Origin of the sequence: Neisseria subflava, assembly GCF_003044935.1 — a bacterium.
Classification (GTDB): domain Bacteria; phylum Pseudomonadota; class Gammaproteobacteria; order Burkholderiales; family Neisseriaceae; genus Neisseria; species Neisseria subflava_E.
The window spans coordinates 89,258-108,057 of record NZ_POXP01000004.1 but is presented as its reverse complement, the minus strand read 5'-3'; the positions used below and the strand labels follow the sequence as shown (position 1 = coordinate 108,057).

Sequence of the window (18,800 nt, the reverse complement as noted above, 5' to 3'; positions counted from 1 at the left end):
TCTTTTGGAGGGATTCCCGAGCGGTCAAAGGGGGCAGACTGTAAATCTGTTGCGTGAGCTTCGAAGGTTCGAATCCTTCTCCCTCCACCAAAAATTCTTACTTGGAGCAAATAGTGAGTATGCGGGTGTAGCTCAATGGTAGAGCAGAAGCCTTCCAAGCTTACGGTGAGGGTTCGATTCCCTTCACCCGCTCCAAACAATTTCGCCCATGTAGCTCAGGGGTAGAGCACTCCCTTGGTAAGGGAGAGGTCGGCAGTTCAAATCTGCCCATGGGCACCATCTCATTATTACCCTTTCTTTTAAAAGCTTAGATTATAGGATATTGCCATGGCTAAGGAAAAATTTGAACGTAGCAAACCGCACGTAAACGTTGGCACCATCGGTCACGTTGACCATGGTAAAACCACTCTGACTGCTGCTTTGACTACTATTTTGGCTAAAAAATTCGGTGGCGCTGCAAAAGCTTACGACCAAATCGACAACGCTCCTGAAGAAAAAGCTCGTGGTATTACCATTAATACCTCACACGTAGAATACGAAACTGAAACCCGTCACTACGCACACGTAGACTGCCCGGGCCACGCCGACTACGTTAAAAACATGATTACCGGTGCTGCCCAAATGGACGGCGCGATCTTGGTATGTTCCGCAGCTGACGGTCCTATGCCACAAACTCGCGAACACATCCTGTTGGCTCGCCAAGTAGGTGTGCCTTACATCATCGTATTCATGAATAAATGCGACATGGTTGACGATGCCGAGTTGTTGGAACTGGTTGAAATGGAAATCCGTGACTTGTTGTCAAGCTACGACTTCCCAGGCGATGACTGCCCAATCGTACAAGGTTCTGCACTGAAAGCTTTGGAAGGTGACGCTGGTTACGAAGAAAAAATCTTCGAATTGGCTGCTGCTTTGGACAGCTACATCCCAACACCTGAGCGTGCTGTGGACAAACCTTTCTTGTTGCCTATCGAAGACGTATTCTCTATCTCTGGCCGTGGTACAGTAGTAACTGGTCGTGTAGAGCGCGGTATCATCCACGTTGGTGACGAGATCGAAATCGTAGGTCTGAAAGAAACTCAAAAAACCACTTGTACCGGTGTTGAAATGTTCCGCAAACTGCTGGACGAAGGTCAAGCTGGTGACAACGTAGGTGTATTGCTGCGTGGTACTAAACGTGAAGACGTAGAGCGTGGTCAAGTATTGGCTAAACCAGGTACGATCACTCCTCACACCAAGTTCAAAGCAGAAGTATACGTACTGAGCAAAGAAGAGGGTGGTCGTCACACTCCATTCTTTGCTAACTACCGTCCACAATTCTACTTCCGTACTACTGACGTAACTGGTGCAGTTACTTTGGAAGAAGGCGTAGAAATGGTAATGCCAGGTGAGAACGTAACCATTACTGTAGAACTGATTGCGCCTATCGCTATGGAAGAAGGTCTGCGCTTTGCGATTCGCGAAGGTGGTCGTACCGTAGGTGCGGGTGTGGTTTCTTCTGTAATCGCTTAAGTTTAGAGGCCAATAGCTCAATTGGTAGAGTATCGGTCTCCAAAACCGAGGGTTGGGGGTTCGAGACCCTCTTGGCCTGCCAAATAAAAAATTAACCGGCCTTGTGCCGGTTAATTTTTTTGTACTTAAGTTCTAAGATTATTTGGAATTAATTAATGGATCAATACCGCTATCTAAAATGAAGGCGGGTGGGGTATTGATAAGTGAGTAAAGATGACAGAACATCCGTCTGGACGCAAAGAAGGCCATCAGAAAAAGGAAGTTGTGGTAAGTAATAAGCCGGCTCCTGAAAAGAAAGAAGGTCTGTTTGCATATTTTAAGAGCTCTTGGACTGAGTTTAAGAAGGTAGTTTGGCCGAGTCGTGATGAAGCGGTTAAAATGACTGTATTTGTGATTATCTTCGTTGCAGTTTTAGCAGCCTTCATTTATGCGGCAGATACAATTATTTCATGGTTGTTTTTTGATGTTTTATTAAATAGGAAAGGGTAAAGATGTCAAAGCGTTGGTATGTGGTACAGGCCTATTCCGGTTTCGAGAAAAATGTTCAAAAAACATTGAAAGAGCGTATTGCTCGTGAAAACATGGAAGAATATTTCGGTCAGATTCTCGTTCCTGTAGAGGAAGTGGTAGATATCAAGAATGGCCGAAAAACCATCAGTGAGCGTAAATTCTATCCAGGCTATGTGTTGGTTGAAATGGAAATGACCGATGATTCATGGCACTTGGTTAAGAGTACCCCTCGAGTAAATGGTTTTGTAGGTGGTAGCGGAAATCGTCCAATCCCAATTTCTCAAAAAGATGCAGATGCTATTTTGCAACAAGCCAAAACAGGTGTTGAGAAGCCAAAACCAAAAGTTGAATTTGAGGTTGGTCAGCAGGTTCGTGTGAATGAAGGTCCATTTGCTGATTTCAATGGAATTGTTGATGAGGTTAACTACGAGCGTAATAGACTGCGTGTTTCAGTTCAGATTTTTGGTCGTGAAACACCGGTTGAATTAGAGTTCGGTCAGGTTGAAAAGATTTAAGTGGTTTAATTCGCTTGAAATTTTTTTTTTAAGCGGATATAATCGCAAATTCTGTTTGGGAAGCGGAATGGTTCCGCGTTATACCCGTTTTTAGGAGTCCTTAAGTGGCAAAGAAAATTATCGGCTACATCAAACTGCAAATTCCTGCAGGTAAAGCCAATCCATCTCCCCCAGTTGGTCCTGCTTTGGGTCAACGTGGTTTAAATATCATGGAATTCTGTAAAGCATTTAATGCTGCAACCCAAGGTATGGAACCTGGTTTGCCAATTCCAGTCGTGATCACCGCATTTGCAGATAAATCATTCACATTTGTGATGAAAACCCCACCAGCTTCTATCTTGTTGAAAAAAGCTGCTGGTCTGCAAAAAGGTAGTTCTAATCCTCTGACTAACAAAGTGGGTAAATTGACCCGCGCTCAGTTGGAAGAAATTGCTAAAACTAAAGAGCCTGATTTGACTGCTGCTGACTTGGATGCGGCTGTTCGTACTATCGCCGGCTCTGCTCGCTCAATGGGCTTGGATGTGGAGGGTGTTGTATAATGGCTAAAGTATCTAAACGCTTGAAAGCTCTTCGCTCTTCTGTTGAAGCTAATAAACTGTACGCAATCGATGAAGCAATTGCTTTGGTTAAAAAAGCTGCTACTGCTAAATTTGACGAGTCTGTTGACGTATCTTTCAACTTGGGTGTTGATCCTCGTAAATCTGACCAAGTTATTCGTGGTTCAGTCGTTCTGCCTAAAGGTACCGGTAAAACAACTCGCGTAGCTGTGTTTACTCAAGGTGCAAATGCAGATGCTGCTAAAGAAGCTGGTGCAGATATTGTTGGTTTTGAAGATCTGGCCGCTGAAATCAAAGCTGGTAACCTGAACTTTGACGTTGTTATTGCTTCTCCTGATGCAATGCGTATCGTTGGTCAATTGGGTACCATCTTGGGTCCTCGTGGCCTGATGCCAAACCCTAAAGTAGGTACTGTTACTCCTAACGTTGCTGAAGCAGTTAAAAATGCAAAAGCAGGTCAAGTACAATACCGTACAGATAAAGCCGGTATCGTTCACGCAACTATCGGTCGTGCTTCTTTCGCTGAAGCTGACTTGAAAGAAAACTTCAATGCGTTGCTGGATGCTATCGTTAAAGCCAAACCTGCTGCTGCTAAAGGCCAGTACCTGAAAAAAGTTGCTGTATCCAGCACTATGGGTTTGGGTGTTCGCGTTGATACTGCAAGCGTGAACAACTAAGAAATTTTCAGGTGATCCGGTTTTTTGGATTGCCTGAATTTGGGCTACTTAAAATTAAGTAGATGTCCAAGACCGTAGGGATCGTAAGATTTAATCGTAATTGCCCTACGCAGACGGTAGTCCTGAAACACATTGCAAGATTGCTTGTAAGATGTCTTTTTAGGTTACCGCGCTGGTGGGATATCATTCGGTATCCTGTTTATAAACAGTGGGAGGTAGACCTTGAGTCTCAATATTGAAACCAAGAAAGTGGCCGTAGAGGAAATTAGCGCAGCAATTGCTAACGCTCAAACTCTCGTAGTCGCTGAATATCGCGGTATCAGTGTTTCCAGCATGACTGAGCTTCGTGCAAATGCACGTAAAGAAGGCGTTTACTTGCGCGTTCTGAAAAATACTCTGGCTCGTCGCGCAGTAGAGGGTACTTCATTCGCAGGTTTGGCCGATCAAATGGTTGGTCCATTGGTTTACGCTGCTTCTGAAGATGCTGTTGCTGCTGCTAAAGTGCTGCACCAATTCGCGAAAAAAGATGACAAAATTATCGTTAAAGCCGGTTCTTACAATGGCGAAGTGATGAACCCTGCTCAGGTTGCTGAGTTGGCTTCTATTCCAAGCCGCGAAGAACTGTTGTCCAAACTGTTGTTCGTTATGCAAGCTCCTGTATCAGGCTTTGCACGTGGTTTGGCTGCTTTGGCAGAGAAAAAAGCTGGCGAAGAAGCCGCTTAATCGATTTTGTTTCATTTAATCAATTATTTTTTAATACAATATTTGGAGTAAAATAGCATGGCTATTACTAAAGAAGACATTTTGGAAGCCGTTGGTTCTTTGACCGTAATGGAATTGAACGACCTGGTTAAAGCTTTTGAAGAGAAATTTGGCGTTTCTGCTGCTGCCGTTGCAGTTGCAGGTCCTGCAGGTGCTGGTGCAGCTGCTGCTGAAGAAAAAACTGAATTTGATGTAGTATTGGCTTCTGCCGGTGATCAAAAAGTTGGCGTGATTAAAGTTGTCCGCGCTATCACTGGCCTGGGTCTGAAAGAAGCTAAAGACATCGTTGACGGTGCACCTAAAACTCTGAAAGAAGGTGTTTCTAAAGCTGAAGCTGAAGACATCCAAAAACAACTGGAAGAAGCCGGCGCTAAAGTCGAAATCAAATAATTTGATGCTTCCTATGAAGGCTGGCAGTTTTCTGCCAGCCTTATTTTGCTTCTTAAAATAAGCATCAGGCATTGTTTACATTTATTTGCATAGTCTTTATAAAATCATTGCAAATAAATGTAAATATCAAGTTGATGCATGCCGTTGTTTTAGACGGCCTATTATTTAAAATTGCTTTTCGGAGTGTATATGAGCTATTCGTTTACCGAGAAAAAACGTATCCGTAAGAGTTTTGCAAAGCGAGAGAATGTCTTAGATGTTCCTTTCCTGCTGGCAACCCAAATTGATTCTTATGCGAAATTTTTGCAGCTGGAAAATGCTTTTGACCAACGCACTGATGATGGTCTGCAAGCAGCATTTAATTCTATTTTCCCGATTGTGAGCCATAACGGTTATGCGCGCTTGGAGTTTGTGCATTACACATTGGGCGAGCCTTTGTTTGATATTCCTGAATGTCAATTGCGCGGCATTACTTATGCGGCCCCATTGCGTGCCCGTATCCGTTTGGTGATTTTGGATAAAGAAGCATCTAAGCCGACTGTAAAAGAAGTTCGTGAAAACGAAGTGTATATGGGCGAAATCCCATTGATGACGCCAAGCGGCTCTTTTGTCATCAATGGTACTGAGCGCGTGATTGTTTCCCAGCTGCACCGTTCTCCTGGTGTGTTCTTTGAGCATGACCGTGGTAAAACACATTCTTCCGGTAAGCTGTTGTTCTCTGCTCGTATTATTCCTTACCGTGGTTCATGGTTGGATTTCGAATTTGATCCAAAAGATTTGCTGTATTTCCGTATCGACCGTCGCCGTAAAATGCCGGTTACGATTTTGTTGAAAGCTTTGGGCTACAACAATGAACAAATTTTGGATATTTTCTACGACAAAGAAACTTTCTATTTGTCTTCAAACGGTGTTCAAACTGATCTGATTGCAGGCCGTCTGAAAGGTGAAACTGCCAAAGTTGATATCTTGGATAAAGAAGGCAATGTACTGGTTGCCAAAGGTAAACGCATTACTGCGAAAAATATCCGTGATATTACCAATGCAGGCTTGACTCGTTTGGATGTGGAGCCAGAAAGTCTGATTGGCAAAGCATTGGCTGCGGATCTGATTGATCCGGAAACCGGCGAAGTATTGGCTTCTGCTAACGATGAAATTACAGAAGAATTGTTGGCCAAACTTGATATCCATGGTGTAAAAGAAATTACGACCCTTTATATCAATGAATTGGATCAAGGCGGTTACATCTCCAGCACTCTGCGTACAGACGAAACTGCTGATCAGCAAGCTGCACGCGTAGCGATTTACCGCATGATGCGTCCTGGCGAACCGCCTACCGAAGAAGCTGTTGAGCAGCTCTTCAACCGCTTGTTCTTCAGTGAAGACAGCTATGATTTGTCTCGCGTAGGCCGTATGAAATTTAATACGCGCACATACGAGCAAAAATTGTCTGAAGCACAACAAAACTCTTGGTATGGCCGTTTGCTGAATGAAACTTTGGCTGGCGCATCTGAAAAAGGTGGTTACGTTCTGAGCGTTGAAGACATCGTTGCTTCTATTGCTACATTGGTTGAATTGCGTAACGGTCATGGCGAAGTAGACGATATTGACCACTTGGGTAATCGTCGTGTTCGTTCTGTGGGTGAGTTGACTGAAAACCAATTCCGCAGCGGTTTGGCTCGTGTAGAGCGTGCAGTTAAAGAGCGTTTGAACCAAGCAGAATCTGAGAACTTGATGCCACATGACTTGATCAATGCGAAACCTGTTTCTGCTGCGATTAAAGAATTCTTCGGCTCCAGCCAATTGAGCCAATTTATGGATCAGACCAACCCATTGTCTGAAGTTACCCATAAACGCCGTGTATCTGCATTGGGTCCGGGCGGTTTGACTCGTGAACGTGCAGGCTTTGAGGTGCGAGACGTACATCCGACCCACTATGGCCGTGTATGTCCTATTGAAACACCTGAAGGTCCAAACATTGGTTTGATCAACTCATTGTCCGTTTATGCGCGTACCAATGATTATGGTTTCTTGGAAACCCCTTACCGCCGTGTTGTCGATGGCAAAGTAACTGAAGAAATCGATTACTTGTCTGCTATCGAAGAAGGCCGTTATGTGATTGCACAGGCGAATGCCGATTTGGACAAAGACGGTAATTTGATTGGCGACTTGGTCACTTGTCGTGAAAAAGGCGAAACCATTATGGCGACGCCTGACCGCGTTCAATATATGGACGTGGCAACCGGTCAAGTGGTATCCGTTGCAGCATCTCTGATTCCATTCTTGGAACATGATGACGCGAACCGTGCATTGATGGGTGCCAACATGCAACGTCAGGCTGTACCGTGTCTGCGCCCTGAAAAACCGATGGTTGGTACCGGTATTGAGCGCTCTGTTGCCGTTGACTCTGCAACTGCAATCGTTGCCCGCCGCGGCGGTGTGGTTGAGTATGTAGATGCCAACCGTGTTGTAGTTCGTGTTCATGATGATGAAGCGACTGCCGGTGAAGTGGGTGTCGATATTTATAACTTGGTTAAATTCACCCGTTCTAACCAATCTACCAACATCAACCAACGTCCGGCCGTAAAAGCAGGCGATGTGTTGCAACGTGGTGACTTGGTGGCCGACGGTGCATCTACCGACTTGGGCGAGTTGGCTTTGGGTCAAAACATGACCATCGCCTTCATGCCATGGAACGGTTACAACTACGAAGACTCGATTCTGATTTCAGAAAAAGTGGCTGCGGACGATCGTTATACTTCTATTCACATTGAAGAACTGAACGTTGTTGCACGTGACACTAAACTGGGTGCGGAAGACATTACCCGCGATATTCCGAACTTGTCCGAACGTATGCAAAACCGTTTGGATGAATCCGGTATCGTATATATCGGTGCAGAAGTAGAAGCCGGTGACGTCTTGGTAGGTAAAGTAACACCTAAAGGCGAAACCCAACTGACTCCTGAAGAAAAACTGCTGCGTGCCATCTTCGGTGAAAAAGCATCTGACGTAAAAGATACTTCATTGCGTATGCCTACCGGCATGAGTGGTACCGTTATCGACGTTCAAGTCTTTACTCGTGAAGGTATCCAACGCGACAAACGTGCTCAATCCATTATTGATTCTGAATTGAAACGTTACCGTCAAGATTTGGGCGATCAATTGCGTATTTTCGATAATGACGCATTCGACCGTATCGAGCGTATGATTGTTGGTCAAAAAGCCAATGGTGGTCCGATGAAGCTGGCTAAAGGCAGCGAAATTACTACCGAATATTTGGCAAGCCTGTCCAGCAAACATGATTGGTTTGACATCCGTCTGGCTGACGAAGATTTGGCCAAGCAGTTGGAACTGATTAAATTGAGCCTGCAACAAAAACGCGAAGAAGCGGATGAGTTGTATGAGATCAAGAAGAAAAAACTGACCCAAGGCGACGAGCTGCAACCAGGCGTACAAAAAATGGTGAAAGTATTTATCGCCATCAAACGCCGTCTGCAAGCCGGTGACAAAATGGCGGGTCGCCACGGTAACAAAGGTGTGGTATCACGCATTCTGCCGGTGGAAGACATGCCTTACATGGCTGACGGCCGTCCGGTAGACATCGTACTGAACCCGTTGGGTGTACCTTCCCGTATGAACATCGGTCAGATTTTGGAAGTTCACTTGGGTTGGGCGGCAAAAGGTATCGGCGAGCGTATCGACCGTATGCTGAAAGAGCAACGCAAAGCCAGCGAGCTGCGTGAATTCTTGAACAAGCTCTACAACGGTAGCGGCAAGAAAGAAGATTTGGACAGCCTGACAGATGAAGAAATCATCGAATTGGCTTCCAACCTGCGTAAAGGTGCATCTTTCGCTTCTCCTGTATTCGACGGTGCGAAAGAGTCTGAAATCCGCGAAATGTTGAACTTGGCTTACCCAAGCGAAGATCCTGAGGTTGAGAAACTGGGCTTCAACGACAGTAAAACGCAAATCACGCTGTATGACGGCCGTTCAGGCGAAGCATTTGACCGCAAGGTTACAGTCGGTGTGATGCACTATCTGAAACTGCACCACTTGGTTGACGAAAAAATGCACGCCCGTTCTACCGGTCCATACAGTCTGGTTACCCAACAGCCTCTGGGCGGTAAAGCTCAGTTCGGTGGCCAACGTTTCGGTGAGATGGAGGTTTGGGCATTGGAAGCATACGGCGCGGCATACACGCTGCAAGAGATGCTGACTGTGAAGTCTGACGACGTGAACGGCCGTACCAAAATGTACGAAAACATCGTCAAAGGCGAACACAAAATCGATGCCGGTATGCCTGAATCCTTCAACGTATTGGTTAAAGAGATTCGCTCACTGGGCTTGGATATCGATTTGGAACGCTACTAAACAGAAGTTTTCAGACGGCCTTTTAAGGTCGTCTGAAAAAGCGGTTTCAGAATAAGAATGAAGCAATCGGCATTTAGGCCGTCTGAAATCAAAAGTACCGTTTCCAATATCGAAAATCCGCCACGCGGTAAAAATACTTCCTTCAAGGAGCAAAAATGAATTTGTTGAACTTATTTAATCCGTTGCAAACCACCGGCATGGAAGAAGAGTTTGATGCCATCAAAATCGGTATTGCCTCTCCCGAAACCATCCGCTCATGGTCTTATGGCGAAGTTAAAAAACCTGAAACCATTAACTACCGTACGTTCAAACCTGAGCGCGACGGTTTGTTCTGCGCCAAAATCTTTGGCCCGGTTAAAGACTATGAATGTTTGTGCGGTAAGTACAAACGCTTGAAATTTAAAGGCGTAACCTGTGAAAAATGTGGCGTAGAAGTTACCCTGTCCAAAGTGCGCCGCGAACGTATGGGCCATATCGAATTGGCTGCACCTGTTGCACATATTTGGTTCTTAAAATCCCTGCCTTCCCGCCTGGGTATGGTATTGGACATGACGTTGCGTGATATCGAACGTGTATTGTACTTTGAAGCATTCGTGGTGACCGATCCCGGCATGACTCCGTTGCAACGCCGTCAATTGCTGACTGAAGACGATTACTACAACAAGCTGGACGAATACGGCGATGACTTTGATGCCAAAATGGGTGCGGAAGGTATCCGCGAATTGCTGCGCACCCTGGATATTGTCAGCGAAATCGAAATCCTGCGTCAAGAGCTAGAATCTACCGGTTCTGACACTAAAATCAAAAAAATTGCCAAACGCTTGAAAGTATTGGAAGCCTTCCACCGTTCCGGTATGAAGCTGGAATGGATGATTATGGACGTGCTGCCGGTATTGCCACCTGATTTGCGTCCGTTGGTTCCATTGGATGGTGGTCGTTTTGCCACTTCCGATTTGAACGATTTGTACCGCCGCGTTATCAACCGTAACAACCGTCTGAAACGTCTGTTGGAACTGCATGCGCCTGACATCATCGTTCGTAATGAAAAACGTATGTTGCAAGAAGCAGTTGACTCTCTGTTGGATAACGGCCGTCGCGGTAAAGCCATGACCGGTGCCAATAAACGTCCGCTGAAATCATTGGCTGACATGATTAAAGGTAAAGGCGGCCGCTTCCGTCAAAACCTGCTGGGTAAACGTGTGGACTACTCCGGTCGTTCCGTGATTACCGTAGGCCCATACCTGCGTCTGCACCAATGTGGTCTGCCGAAAAAAATGGCGTTGGAACTGTTCAAACCATTCATTTTCCACAAATTGGAAAAACAAGGTTTGGCGTCTACTGTTAAAGCTGCGAAAAAATTGGTAGAACAAGAAGTACCTGAAGTATGGGATATCTTGGAAGAAGTGATCCGCGAACATCCGATTATGCTGAACCGTGCGCCAACCCTGCACCGTTTGGGTATTCAAGCGTTCGAACCTATCCTGATCGAAGGTAAAGCGATTCAGTTGCACCCATTGGTGTGTGCCGCATTTAACGCCGACTTTGACGGTGACCAAATGGCTGTACACGTTCCATTGAGCTTGGAAGCACAAATGGAAGCACGCACGCTGATGCTGGCTTCAAACAACGTATTGTCTCCAGCCAACGGCGAACCAATCATCGTACCTTCTCAAGATATCGTATTGGGTCTGTACTACATGACCCGCGACCGTATCAATGCCAAAGGCGAAGGCAGCCTGTTTGCCGATGTGAAAGAAGTGCATCGTGCATACCATACCAAACAGGTTGAACTGGGTACGAAAATTACCGTACGTCTGCGCGAATGGGTAAAAAACGAAGCAGGTGAGTTTGAGCCTGTCGTTAACCGTTACGAAACGACTGTCGGCCGTGCATTGTTGAGCGAAATCTTGCCTAAAGGCCTGCCGTTCGAGTACATCAACAAAGCGCTGAAGAAAAAAGAAATTTCTAAACTGATTAACGCATCATTCCGTCTGTGCGGTTTGCGTGACACAGTTATTTTTGCCGACCACTTGATGTATACCGGTTTCGGTTTTGCGGCTAAAGGCGGTATTTCCATTGCGGTTGACGATATGGAAATTCCGAAAGAAAAAGCAGCCTTGCTGGCTGAGGCTAATGCCGAAGTTAAAGAAATCGAAGACCAATACCGTCAAGGTTTGGTGACCAACGGCGAACGTTACAACAAAGTGGTCGATATTTGGGGTCGTGCCGGCGATAAGATCGCTAAAGCGATGATGGACAATCTGTCCAAACAAAAAGTTATCGACCGTGACGGCAACGAAGTTGATCAAGAGTCCTTCAACTCTATTTACATGATGGCCGACTCTGGTGCCCGTGGTTCTGCAGCTCAGATTAAACAGTTGTCCGGTATGCGTGGTTTGATGGCCAAACCTGACGGCTCTATTATCGAAACGCCAATTACCTCTAACTTCCGCGAAGGTTTGACTGTATTGCAATACTTTATTGCGACCCACGGTGCGCGTAAAGGTTTGGCGGATACCGCGTTGAAAACGGCAAACTCTGGTTACCTGACCCGTCGTCTGGTAGACGTAACTCAAGACTTGGTCGTTGTTGAAGATGATTGCGGTACTTCAGACGGCTTTGTCATGAAAGCAGTAGTACAAGGCGGTGACGTAATTGAAGCGTTGCGCGATCGTATTTTAGGCCGTGTTACAGCATCAGATGTTGTTGATCCTTCAACAGGCGAAACATTGGTTGAGGCAGGTACACTGCTGACTGAGAAATTAGTCGATATCATTGACCAATCTGGTGTTGACGAGGTTAAAGTCCGTACGCCAATTACTTGTAAAACCCGTCATGGTTTGTGTGCACACTGTTATGGCCGCGACTTGGCGCGCGGTAAACTGGTTAACGCTGGTGAAGCTGTAGGTGTAATTGCTGCACAATCTATTGGTGAGCCAGGTACTCAGCTGACCATGCGTACGTTCCACATCGGTGGTGCGGCATCTCGTGCGGCTGCTGCCAGCCAAGTGGAAGCCAAATCCAATGGTACAGCTCGTTTCAGCAGCCAAATGCGTTACGTTGCCAACAACAAAGGCGAATTGGTTGTCATTGGCCGCTCTTGTGAAGTTGTGATTCACGATGAAATCGGCCGTGAACGTGAACGTCACAAAGTACCTTACGGTGCAATCCTGTTGGTACAAGACGGCGAAGCCATTAAAGCCGGTCAAACTTTGGCAACTTGGGATCCGCATACCCGTCCGATGATTACCGAACATGCAGGTTTGGTGAAATTCGAAAACGTAGAAGAGGGTGTTACCGTTGCGAAACAAACTGACGATGTAACCGGTTTGTCTACTTTGGTAGTGATTGACGGCAAACGTCGTTCTTCTAGTGCTTCTAAACTGTTGCGTCCGACTGTCAAACTGTTGGATGAAAATGGTCTGGAAATTTGCATTCCTGGTACGACTACCCCAGTTTCTATGGCATTCCCGGTCGGTGCGGTGATTACCATCCGGGAAGGTCAGGAAGTCGGTAAGGGTGATGTGTTGGCGCGTATTCCACAAGCGTCTTCTAAAACCCGCGATATTACCGGTGGTCTGCCACGTGTAGCCGAATTGTTTGAAGCACGCGTGCCGAAAGATGCAGGTATGTTGGCTGAAATTACCGGTACCGTTTCCTTCGGTAAAGAAACCAAAGGTAAACAGCGTCTGATTATTACCGACGTAGACGGTGTAGCATACGAAACCCTGATTTCTAAAGAGAAACAGATTTTGGTACACGATGGTCAAGTGGTAAACCGCGGTGAAACCATCGTAGACGGTGCCGTAGACCCACACGACATTCTGCGTCTGCAAGGTATCGAAGCATTGGCTCGCTACATTGTTCAAGAGGTACAAGAGGTTTACCGCCTGCAAGGTGTGAAGATTTCCGATAAACACATCGAAGTCATCATCCGTCAAATGCTGCGTCGAGTGAACATTGTCGATTCCGGTGATACAGAGTTTATTACCGGCGAACAAGTTGAGCGTAGCGATGTGATGCTTGCCAATGAGAAAGCCATTGCTGAAGGCAAAGAGCCGGCACGTTATGAAAATGTGTTGTTGGGTATTACCAAAGCTTCCTTGTCTACCGACAGCTTCATTTCTGCAGCATCGTTCCAAGAAACAACCCGCGTCTTGACCGAGGCCGCTATCATGGGCAAGCAAGACGAGCTGCGCGGTTTAAAAGAGAACGTGATTGTCGGTCGATTGATTCCTGCCGGTACAGGTTTAACCTACCACCGCAGCCGTCATCAACAATGGCAGCAAGCCGATCAAGAAACTTCTGAAACCGAAGCTTTAGATGAATAATCCCTCAGGATTGTTGTGAAAATAAAACCGCAAGCCAGTCTTGCGGTTTTATTTTTTTAGAGGACTTAAAAGAGGGTAGAGATTAAGGCCGTCTGAATAAATAAGGAAAGCAATGGAGAAAATAAGTAGAGAACCAAATTGCGGACTTATTTAAAATGACAAAGGCCGTCTGAATGTTTCAGACGGCCTTTGTTTCCAAAATTTAGACATAAATTGGAAAACACCAAACTTTATCAGTCATTTGCTTGACTAAACCCTTGCAATAAAAATATAATTCCAATCTTGTCGACATGGTGTCGGCAAGTATTTAACTCAACAGGACGAGAAAATATGCCAACTATTAACCAATTGGTACGCAAAGGCCGTCAAAAGCCTGTGTACGTAAACAAAGTGCCTGCACTGGAAGCTTGCCCGCAAAAACGTGGCGTATGCACCCGTGTATACACAACTACCCCTAAAAAACCTAACTCTGCATTGCGTAAAGTATGTAAAGTTCGCTTGACCAACGGTTTTGAAGTAATTTCATACATCGGCGGTGAAGGTCACAACTTGCAAGAGCACAGCGTCGTATTGATTCGCGGCGGTCGTGTAAAAGACTTACCAGGTGTACGTTACCACACTGTACGCGGTTCTTTGGATACTGCAGGTGTTAAAGACCGTAAACAAGCCCGTTCTAAATACGGTGCTAAGCGTCCTAAATAATTATCGGGACTCAAATAGGCACGTCGGCCGCCTAAGCTGAATAACGGCCGAGTAAGTGAATACTCAATTGGGTATTCATGGGAATTGACCCAACTGAATAGATTAAAGGAAATTAAAATGCCAAGACGTAGAGAAGTCCCTAAGCGCGACGTACTGCCAGATCCTAAATTCGGCAGCGTTGAGCTGACTAAATTCATGAACGTATTGATGATTGACGGTAAGAAATCTGTTGCAGAACGTATCGTTTACGGTGCGCTGGAACAAATTGAGAAAAAAACCGGCAAAGTAGCAATCGAAGTATTTAACGAAGCCATTGCAAACGCCAAACCTATCGTGGAAGTGAAAAGCCGCCGTGTAGGTGGTGCAAACTACCAAGTTCCTGTTGAAGTTCGTCCTTCACGTCGTCTGGCTTTGGCAATGCGCTGGGTTCGCGACGCGGCCCGTAAACGTGGTGAGAAATCTATGGACCTGCGTTTGGCGGGTGAATTGATTGATGCGGCTGAAGGTCGTGGCGGTGCGTTGAAAAAACGTGAAGAAGTACACCGCATGGCTGAAGCAAACAAAGCATTCTCTCACTTCCGTTTCTAATATCGAAAGGCTAACAAAATGGCTCGTAAGACCCCTATCAGCCTGTATCGCAATATCGGTATTTCTGCCCATATTGACGCGGGTAAAACAACCACAACAGAACGTATTTTGTTCTATACAGGTTTGACTCACAAATTGGGCGAAGTGCATGACGGCGCAGCTACTACCGACTACATGGAACAAGAGCAAGAGCGTGGTATTACCATTACTTCTGCTGCTGTGACTTCTTATTGGTCCGGTATGGCGAAACAGTTCCCTGAACATCGTTTCAACATCATTGACACCCCGGGACACGTTGACTTTACCGTAGAGGTAGAGCGTTCTATGCGTGTATTGGACGGCGCGGTAATGGTTTACTGTGCAGTAGGTGGTGTTCAACCTCAATCTGAAACCGTATGGCGTCAAGCTAACAAATACCAAGTACCTCGCTTGGCATTTGTAAACAAAATGGACCGTCAAGGTGCCAACTTCTTCCGCGTTGTTGAGCAAATGAAAACCCGTTTGCGCGCGAACCCTGTACCTATCGTGATTCCGGTTGGTGCGGAAGACAGCTTCAGCGGTGTTGTTGACCTGTTGAAAATGAAATCCATTATTTGGAATGAAGCCGATAAAGGTACAACCTTTACCTATGGCGATATTCCTGCTGAATTGGTTGAGACTGCCGAAGAATGGCGTCAAAACATGATTGAAGCTGCAGCAGAAGCCAGCGAAGAATTAATGGACAAATACTTGGGCGGTGATGAGCTGACTGAAGAAGAAATCGTAGGCGCATTGCGTCAACGTACTTTGGCCGGTGAAATTCAACCAATGTTGTGCGGTTCAGCATTTAAAAACAAAGGTGTTCAACGTATGTTGGATGCAGTTGTAGAATTGCTGCCTGCTCCTACCGACATTCCTCCAGTTCAAGGTGTTAACCCTAACACTGAAGAAGCCGACAGCCGTGAAGCCAGCGATGAAGAGAAATTCTCTGCATTGGCGTTCAAAATGTTGAATGATAAATACGTTGGTCAATTGACATTTATCCGCGTTTACTCTGGTGTGGTGAAATCCGGTGATACTGTATTGAACTCAGTAAAAGGTACTCGCGAACGTATCGGTCGCTTGGTGCAAATGACTGCTGCAGACCGTACTGAAATTGAAGAAGTACGCGCTGGCGACATCGCAGCCGCTATCGGTCTGAAAGACGTTACTACTGGTGAGACCTTGTGTGCAGAAAGCGCACCTATCATCTTGGAACGCATGGAATTCCCTGAGCCGGTAATCCATATTGCTGTTGAGCCGAAAACCAAAGCCGACCAAGAGAAAATGGGTATCGCCCTGAACCGTCTGGCGAAAGAAGACCCTTCTTTCCGCGTTCGTACAGACGAAGAATCCGGTCAAACCATTATTTCCGGTATGGGTGAGTTGCACTTGGAAATTATTGTTGACCGTATGAAACGCGAATTCGGCGTGGAAGCAAACATTGGTGCGCCTCAAGTGGCTTACCGTGAAACCATCCGCAAAGAAGTTGAAGCTGAATACAAACATGCCAAACAATCTGGTGGTAAAGGTCAATACGGTCACGTTGTGATCAAAATGGAACCTATGGAACCGGGTGGTGCAGGTTACGAATTTATCGACGAAATTAAAGGTGGTGTGATTCCTCGCGAATTCATTCCGTCTGTTGATAAAGGTATCCGCGATACCCTGCCTAATGGTATCGTTGCGGGCTACCCAGTAGTTGACGTACGCGTACGTTTGATTTTCGGTTCTTCACACGACGTCGACTCCTCTCAACTGGCCTTCGAATTGGCTGCTTCCCAAGCCTTCAAAGAAGGTATGCGTAAAGCCAATCCAGCTCTGTTGGAACCAATCATGGCAGTTGAAGTGGAAACCCCTGAAGAATACATGGGTGACGTAATGGGCGACTTGAACCGTCGCCGCGGCGTCGTATTGGGTATGGATGATGACGGTATCGGCGGTAAAAAAGTCCGTGCCGAAGTGCCTCTGGCAGAAATGTTCGGTTATTCTACCGACCTGCGTTCTGCAACCCAAGGTCGCGCTACTTACTCTATGGAGTTCAAGAAATATTCTGAAGCTCCTGCACACATAGCTGCTGCTGTAACTGAAGCCCGTAAAGGCTAATCAGGCAAATAGGTCGTCTGAAAGGCTGAAATGATTTTTCAGACGGCCTCTGTTCTTTAATCGATCTTTAATGTAAAGGAATTAGCTCATGGCTAAGGAAAAATTTGAACGTAGCAAACCGCACGTAAACGTTGGCACCATCGGTCACGTTGACCATGGTAAAACCACTCTGACTGCTGCTTTGACTACTATTTTGGCTAAAAAATTCGGTGGCGCTGCAAAAGCTTACGACCAAATCGACAACGCTCCTGAAGAAAAAGCTCGTGGTATTACCATTAATACCTCACACGTAGAATACGAAACTGAAACCCGTCACTACGCACACGTAGACTGCCCGGGCCACGCCGACTACGTTAAAAACATGATTACCGGTGCTGCCCAAATGGACGGCGCGATCTTGGTATGTTCCGCAGCTGACGGTCCTATGCCACAAACTCGCGAACACATCCTGTTGGCTCGCCAAGTAGGTGTGCCTTACATCATCGTATTCATGAATAAATGCGACATGGTTGACGATGCCGAGTTGTTGGAACTGGTTGAAATGGAAATCCGTGACTTGTTGTCAAGCTACGACTTCCCAGGCGATGACTGCCCAATCGTACAAGGTTCTGCACTGAAAGCTTTGGAAGGTGACGCTGGTTACGAAGAAAAAATCTTCGAATTGGCTGCTGCTTTGGACAGCTACATCCCAACACCTGAGCGTGCTGTGGACAAACCTTTCTTGTTGCCTATCGAAGACGTATTCTCTATCTCTGGCCGTGGTACAGTAGTAACTGGTCGTGTAGAGCGCGGTATCATCCACGTTGGTGACGAGATCGAAATCGTAGGTCTGAAAGAAACTCAAAAAACCACTTGTACCGGTGTTGAAATGTTCCGCAAACTGCTGGACGAAGGTCAAGCTGGTGACAACGTAGGTGTATTGCTGCGTGGTACTAAACGTGAAGACGTAGAGCGTGGTCAAGTATTGGCTAAACCAGGTACGATCACTCCTCACACCAAGTTCAAAGCAGAAGTATACGTACTGAGCAAAGAAGAGGGTGGTCGTCACACTCCATTCTTTGCTAACTACCGTCCACAATTCTACTTCCGTACTACTGACGTAACTGGTGCAGTTACTTTGGAAGAAGGCGTAGAAATGGTAATGCCAGGTGAGAACGTAACCATTACTGTAGAACTGATTGCGCCTATCGCTATGGAAGAAGGTCTGCGCTTTGCGATTCGCGAAGGTGGTCGTACCGTAGGTGCGGGTGTGGTTTCTTCTGTAATCGCTTAATTGAGGGATATTGATAAATGGCAAACCAAAAAATCCGTATCCGCCTGAAAGCTTATGATTACAGTCTGATTGACCGTTCTGCGCAAGAAATCGTTGAAACTGCCAAACGTACTGGCGCTGTTGTTAAAGGTCCGATTCCTTTGCCAACTAAAATCGAACGTTTCAACATCTTGCGTTCTCCTCACGTGAACAAAACTTCTCGTGAACAATTGGAAATCCGTACCCACTTGCGTCTGATGGACATCGTGGACTGGACTGACAAAACTACTGATGCACTGATGAAACTGGATCTTCCAGCGGGTGTGGATGTAGAAATTAAAGTTCAATAAGAACTGAAAAACCGAACAGCTTAGCTGTTCGGTTTTTTATAGAATTCTTAGGCCGTCTGAAAATTTTCAGATATTTGGCAACACTTCATCCGAAAAAAATGACGGTTTTAAGAAGTTAAATTGAAATTTTTGTTGATATTTCTTTGATTTGTCAATTATAAT

Annotated in this window: 14 protein-coding genes and 4 tRNA genes; all 18 read left to right on the top strand. The window is 46.0% G+C overall.

Annotated elements, in window-relative coordinates; genetic code table 11:
* Window positions 1-6: 6 nt before the first annotated feature.
* The 18 genes from DBY95_RS10260 (at window position 7) to rpsJ (ending at window position 18,638) form a co-directional block, all read left to right on the top strand.
* Window positions 7-90, top strand: a tRNA-Tyr gene (locus DBY95_RS10260).
* Window positions 91-121: 31 nt separating this feature from the next.
* Window positions 122-195 (top strand) — tRNA-Gly (locus DBY95_RS10255).
* A 9-nt stretch (window positions 196-204) separates the two neighbouring features.
* Window positions 205-279 (top strand) — tRNA-Thr (locus tag DBY95_RS10250).
* A gap of 48 nt (window positions 280-327) precedes the next feature.
* Entirely contained in the window at window positions 328-1,512 is a 1,185-nt protein-coding gene (tuf, locus tag DBY95_RS10245; protein WP_004520187.1) for an elongation factor Tu, read from the top strand.
* A gap of 6 nt (window positions 1,513-1,518) precedes the next feature.
* Window positions 1,519-1,594 (top strand) — tRNA-Trp (locus DBY95_RS10240).
* A 131-nt stretch (window positions 1,595-1,725) separates the two neighbouring features.
* Window positions 1,726-2,001, top strand: coding sequence for a preprotein translocase subunit SecE (gene secE, locus DBY95_RS10235; RefSeq protein WP_070461116.1), 276 nt, complete (start codon window positions 1,726-1,728; stop codon window positions 1,999-2,001).
* Between the two features lie 2 nt (window positions 2,002-2,003).
* The gene (gene nusG, locus DBY95_RS10230; RefSeq protein ID WP_003680697.1) at window positions 2,004-2,537 is read left to right on the top strand and encodes a transcription termination/antitermination protein NusG; all 534 of its coding nucleotides are present in this window, start codon (window positions 2,004-2,006) and stop codon (window positions 2,535-2,537) included.
* Between the two features lie 104 nt (window positions 2,538-2,641).
* Window positions 2,642-3,076 carry a 50S ribosomal protein L11 gene (gene rplK, locus DBY95_RS10225; protein ID WP_002220151.1) on the top strand — a complete coding sequence of 145 codons (435 nt, stop codon included), beginning with the start codon at window positions 2,642-2,644 and terminating at the stop codon, window positions 3,074-3,076.
* Window positions 3,076-3,771 carry a 50S ribosomal protein L1 gene (rplA, locus tag DBY95_RS10220; RefSeq protein ID WP_003677918.1) on the top strand — a complete coding sequence of 232 codons (696 nt, stop codon included), beginning with the start codon at window positions 3,076-3,078 and terminating at the stop codon, window positions 3,769-3,771. Before rplK ends, rplA begins: the two co-directional genes overlap by 1 nt.
* 222 nt (window positions 3,772-3,993) lie before the next feature.
* The gene (gene rplJ / locus DBY95_RS10210) at window positions 3,994-4,494 is read left to right on the top strand and encodes a 50S ribosomal protein L10 (protein WP_003680699.1); all 501 of its coding nucleotides are present in this window, start codon (window positions 3,994-3,996) and stop codon (window positions 4,492-4,494) included.
* A 57-nt stretch (window positions 4,495-4,551) separates the two neighbouring features.
* The gene (rplL, locus tag DBY95_RS10205) at window positions 4,552-4,923 is read left to right on the top strand and encodes a 50S ribosomal protein L7/L12 (protein WP_003677916.1); all 372 of its coding nucleotides are present in this window, start codon (window positions 4,552-4,554) and stop codon (window positions 4,921-4,923) included.
* Between the two features lie 189 nt (window positions 4,924-5,112).
* Window positions 5,113-9,291: a DNA-directed RNA polymerase subunit beta gene (gene rpoB / locus DBY95_RS10200; protein ID WP_107724224.1), complete on the top strand. Its 4,179-nt coding sequence runs from the start codon at window positions 5,113-5,115 to the stop codon at window positions 9,289-9,291.
* Between the two features lie 155 nt (window positions 9,292-9,446).
* Window positions 9,447-13,622, top strand: coding sequence for a DNA-directed RNA polymerase subunit beta' (gene rpoC, locus DBY95_RS10195; protein ID WP_107724223.1), 4,176 nt, complete (start codon window positions 9,447-9,449; stop codon window positions 13,620-13,622).
* A gap of 330 nt (window positions 13,623-13,952) precedes the next feature.
* Window positions 13,953-14,324, top strand: coding sequence for a 30S ribosomal protein S12 (gene rpsL / locus DBY95_RS10190; RefSeq protein ID WP_002218431.1), 372 nt, complete (start codon window positions 13,953-13,955; stop codon window positions 14,322-14,324).
* A 117-nt stretch (window positions 14,325-14,441) separates the two neighbouring features.
* Entirely contained in the window at window positions 14,442-14,912 is a 471-nt protein-coding gene (gene rpsG, locus DBY95_RS10185; protein WP_002240962.1) for a 30S ribosomal protein S7, read from the top strand.
* An 18-nt stretch (window positions 14,913-14,930) separates the two neighbouring features.
* Entirely contained in the window at window positions 14,931-17,036 is a 2,106-nt protein-coding gene (fusA, locus tag DBY95_RS10180) for an elongation factor G (protein WP_070825978.1), read from the top strand.
* A gap of 88 nt (window positions 17,037-17,124) precedes the next feature.
* On the top strand, window positions 17,125-18,309 hold the full coding sequence (tuf, locus tag DBY95_RS10175; protein ID WP_004520187.1) for an elongation factor Tu: 1,185 nt from the start codon (window positions 17,125-17,127) through the stop codon (window positions 18,307-18,309).
* Window positions 18,310-18,326: 17 nt separating this feature from the next.
* Window positions 18,327-18,638 carry a 30S ribosomal protein S10 gene (gene rpsJ / locus DBY95_RS10170; protein WP_002642322.1) on the top strand — a complete coding sequence of 104 codons (312 nt, stop codon included), beginning with the start codon at window positions 18,327-18,329 and terminating at the stop codon, window positions 18,636-18,638.
* Window positions 18,639-18,800 lie beyond the last annotated feature (162 nt).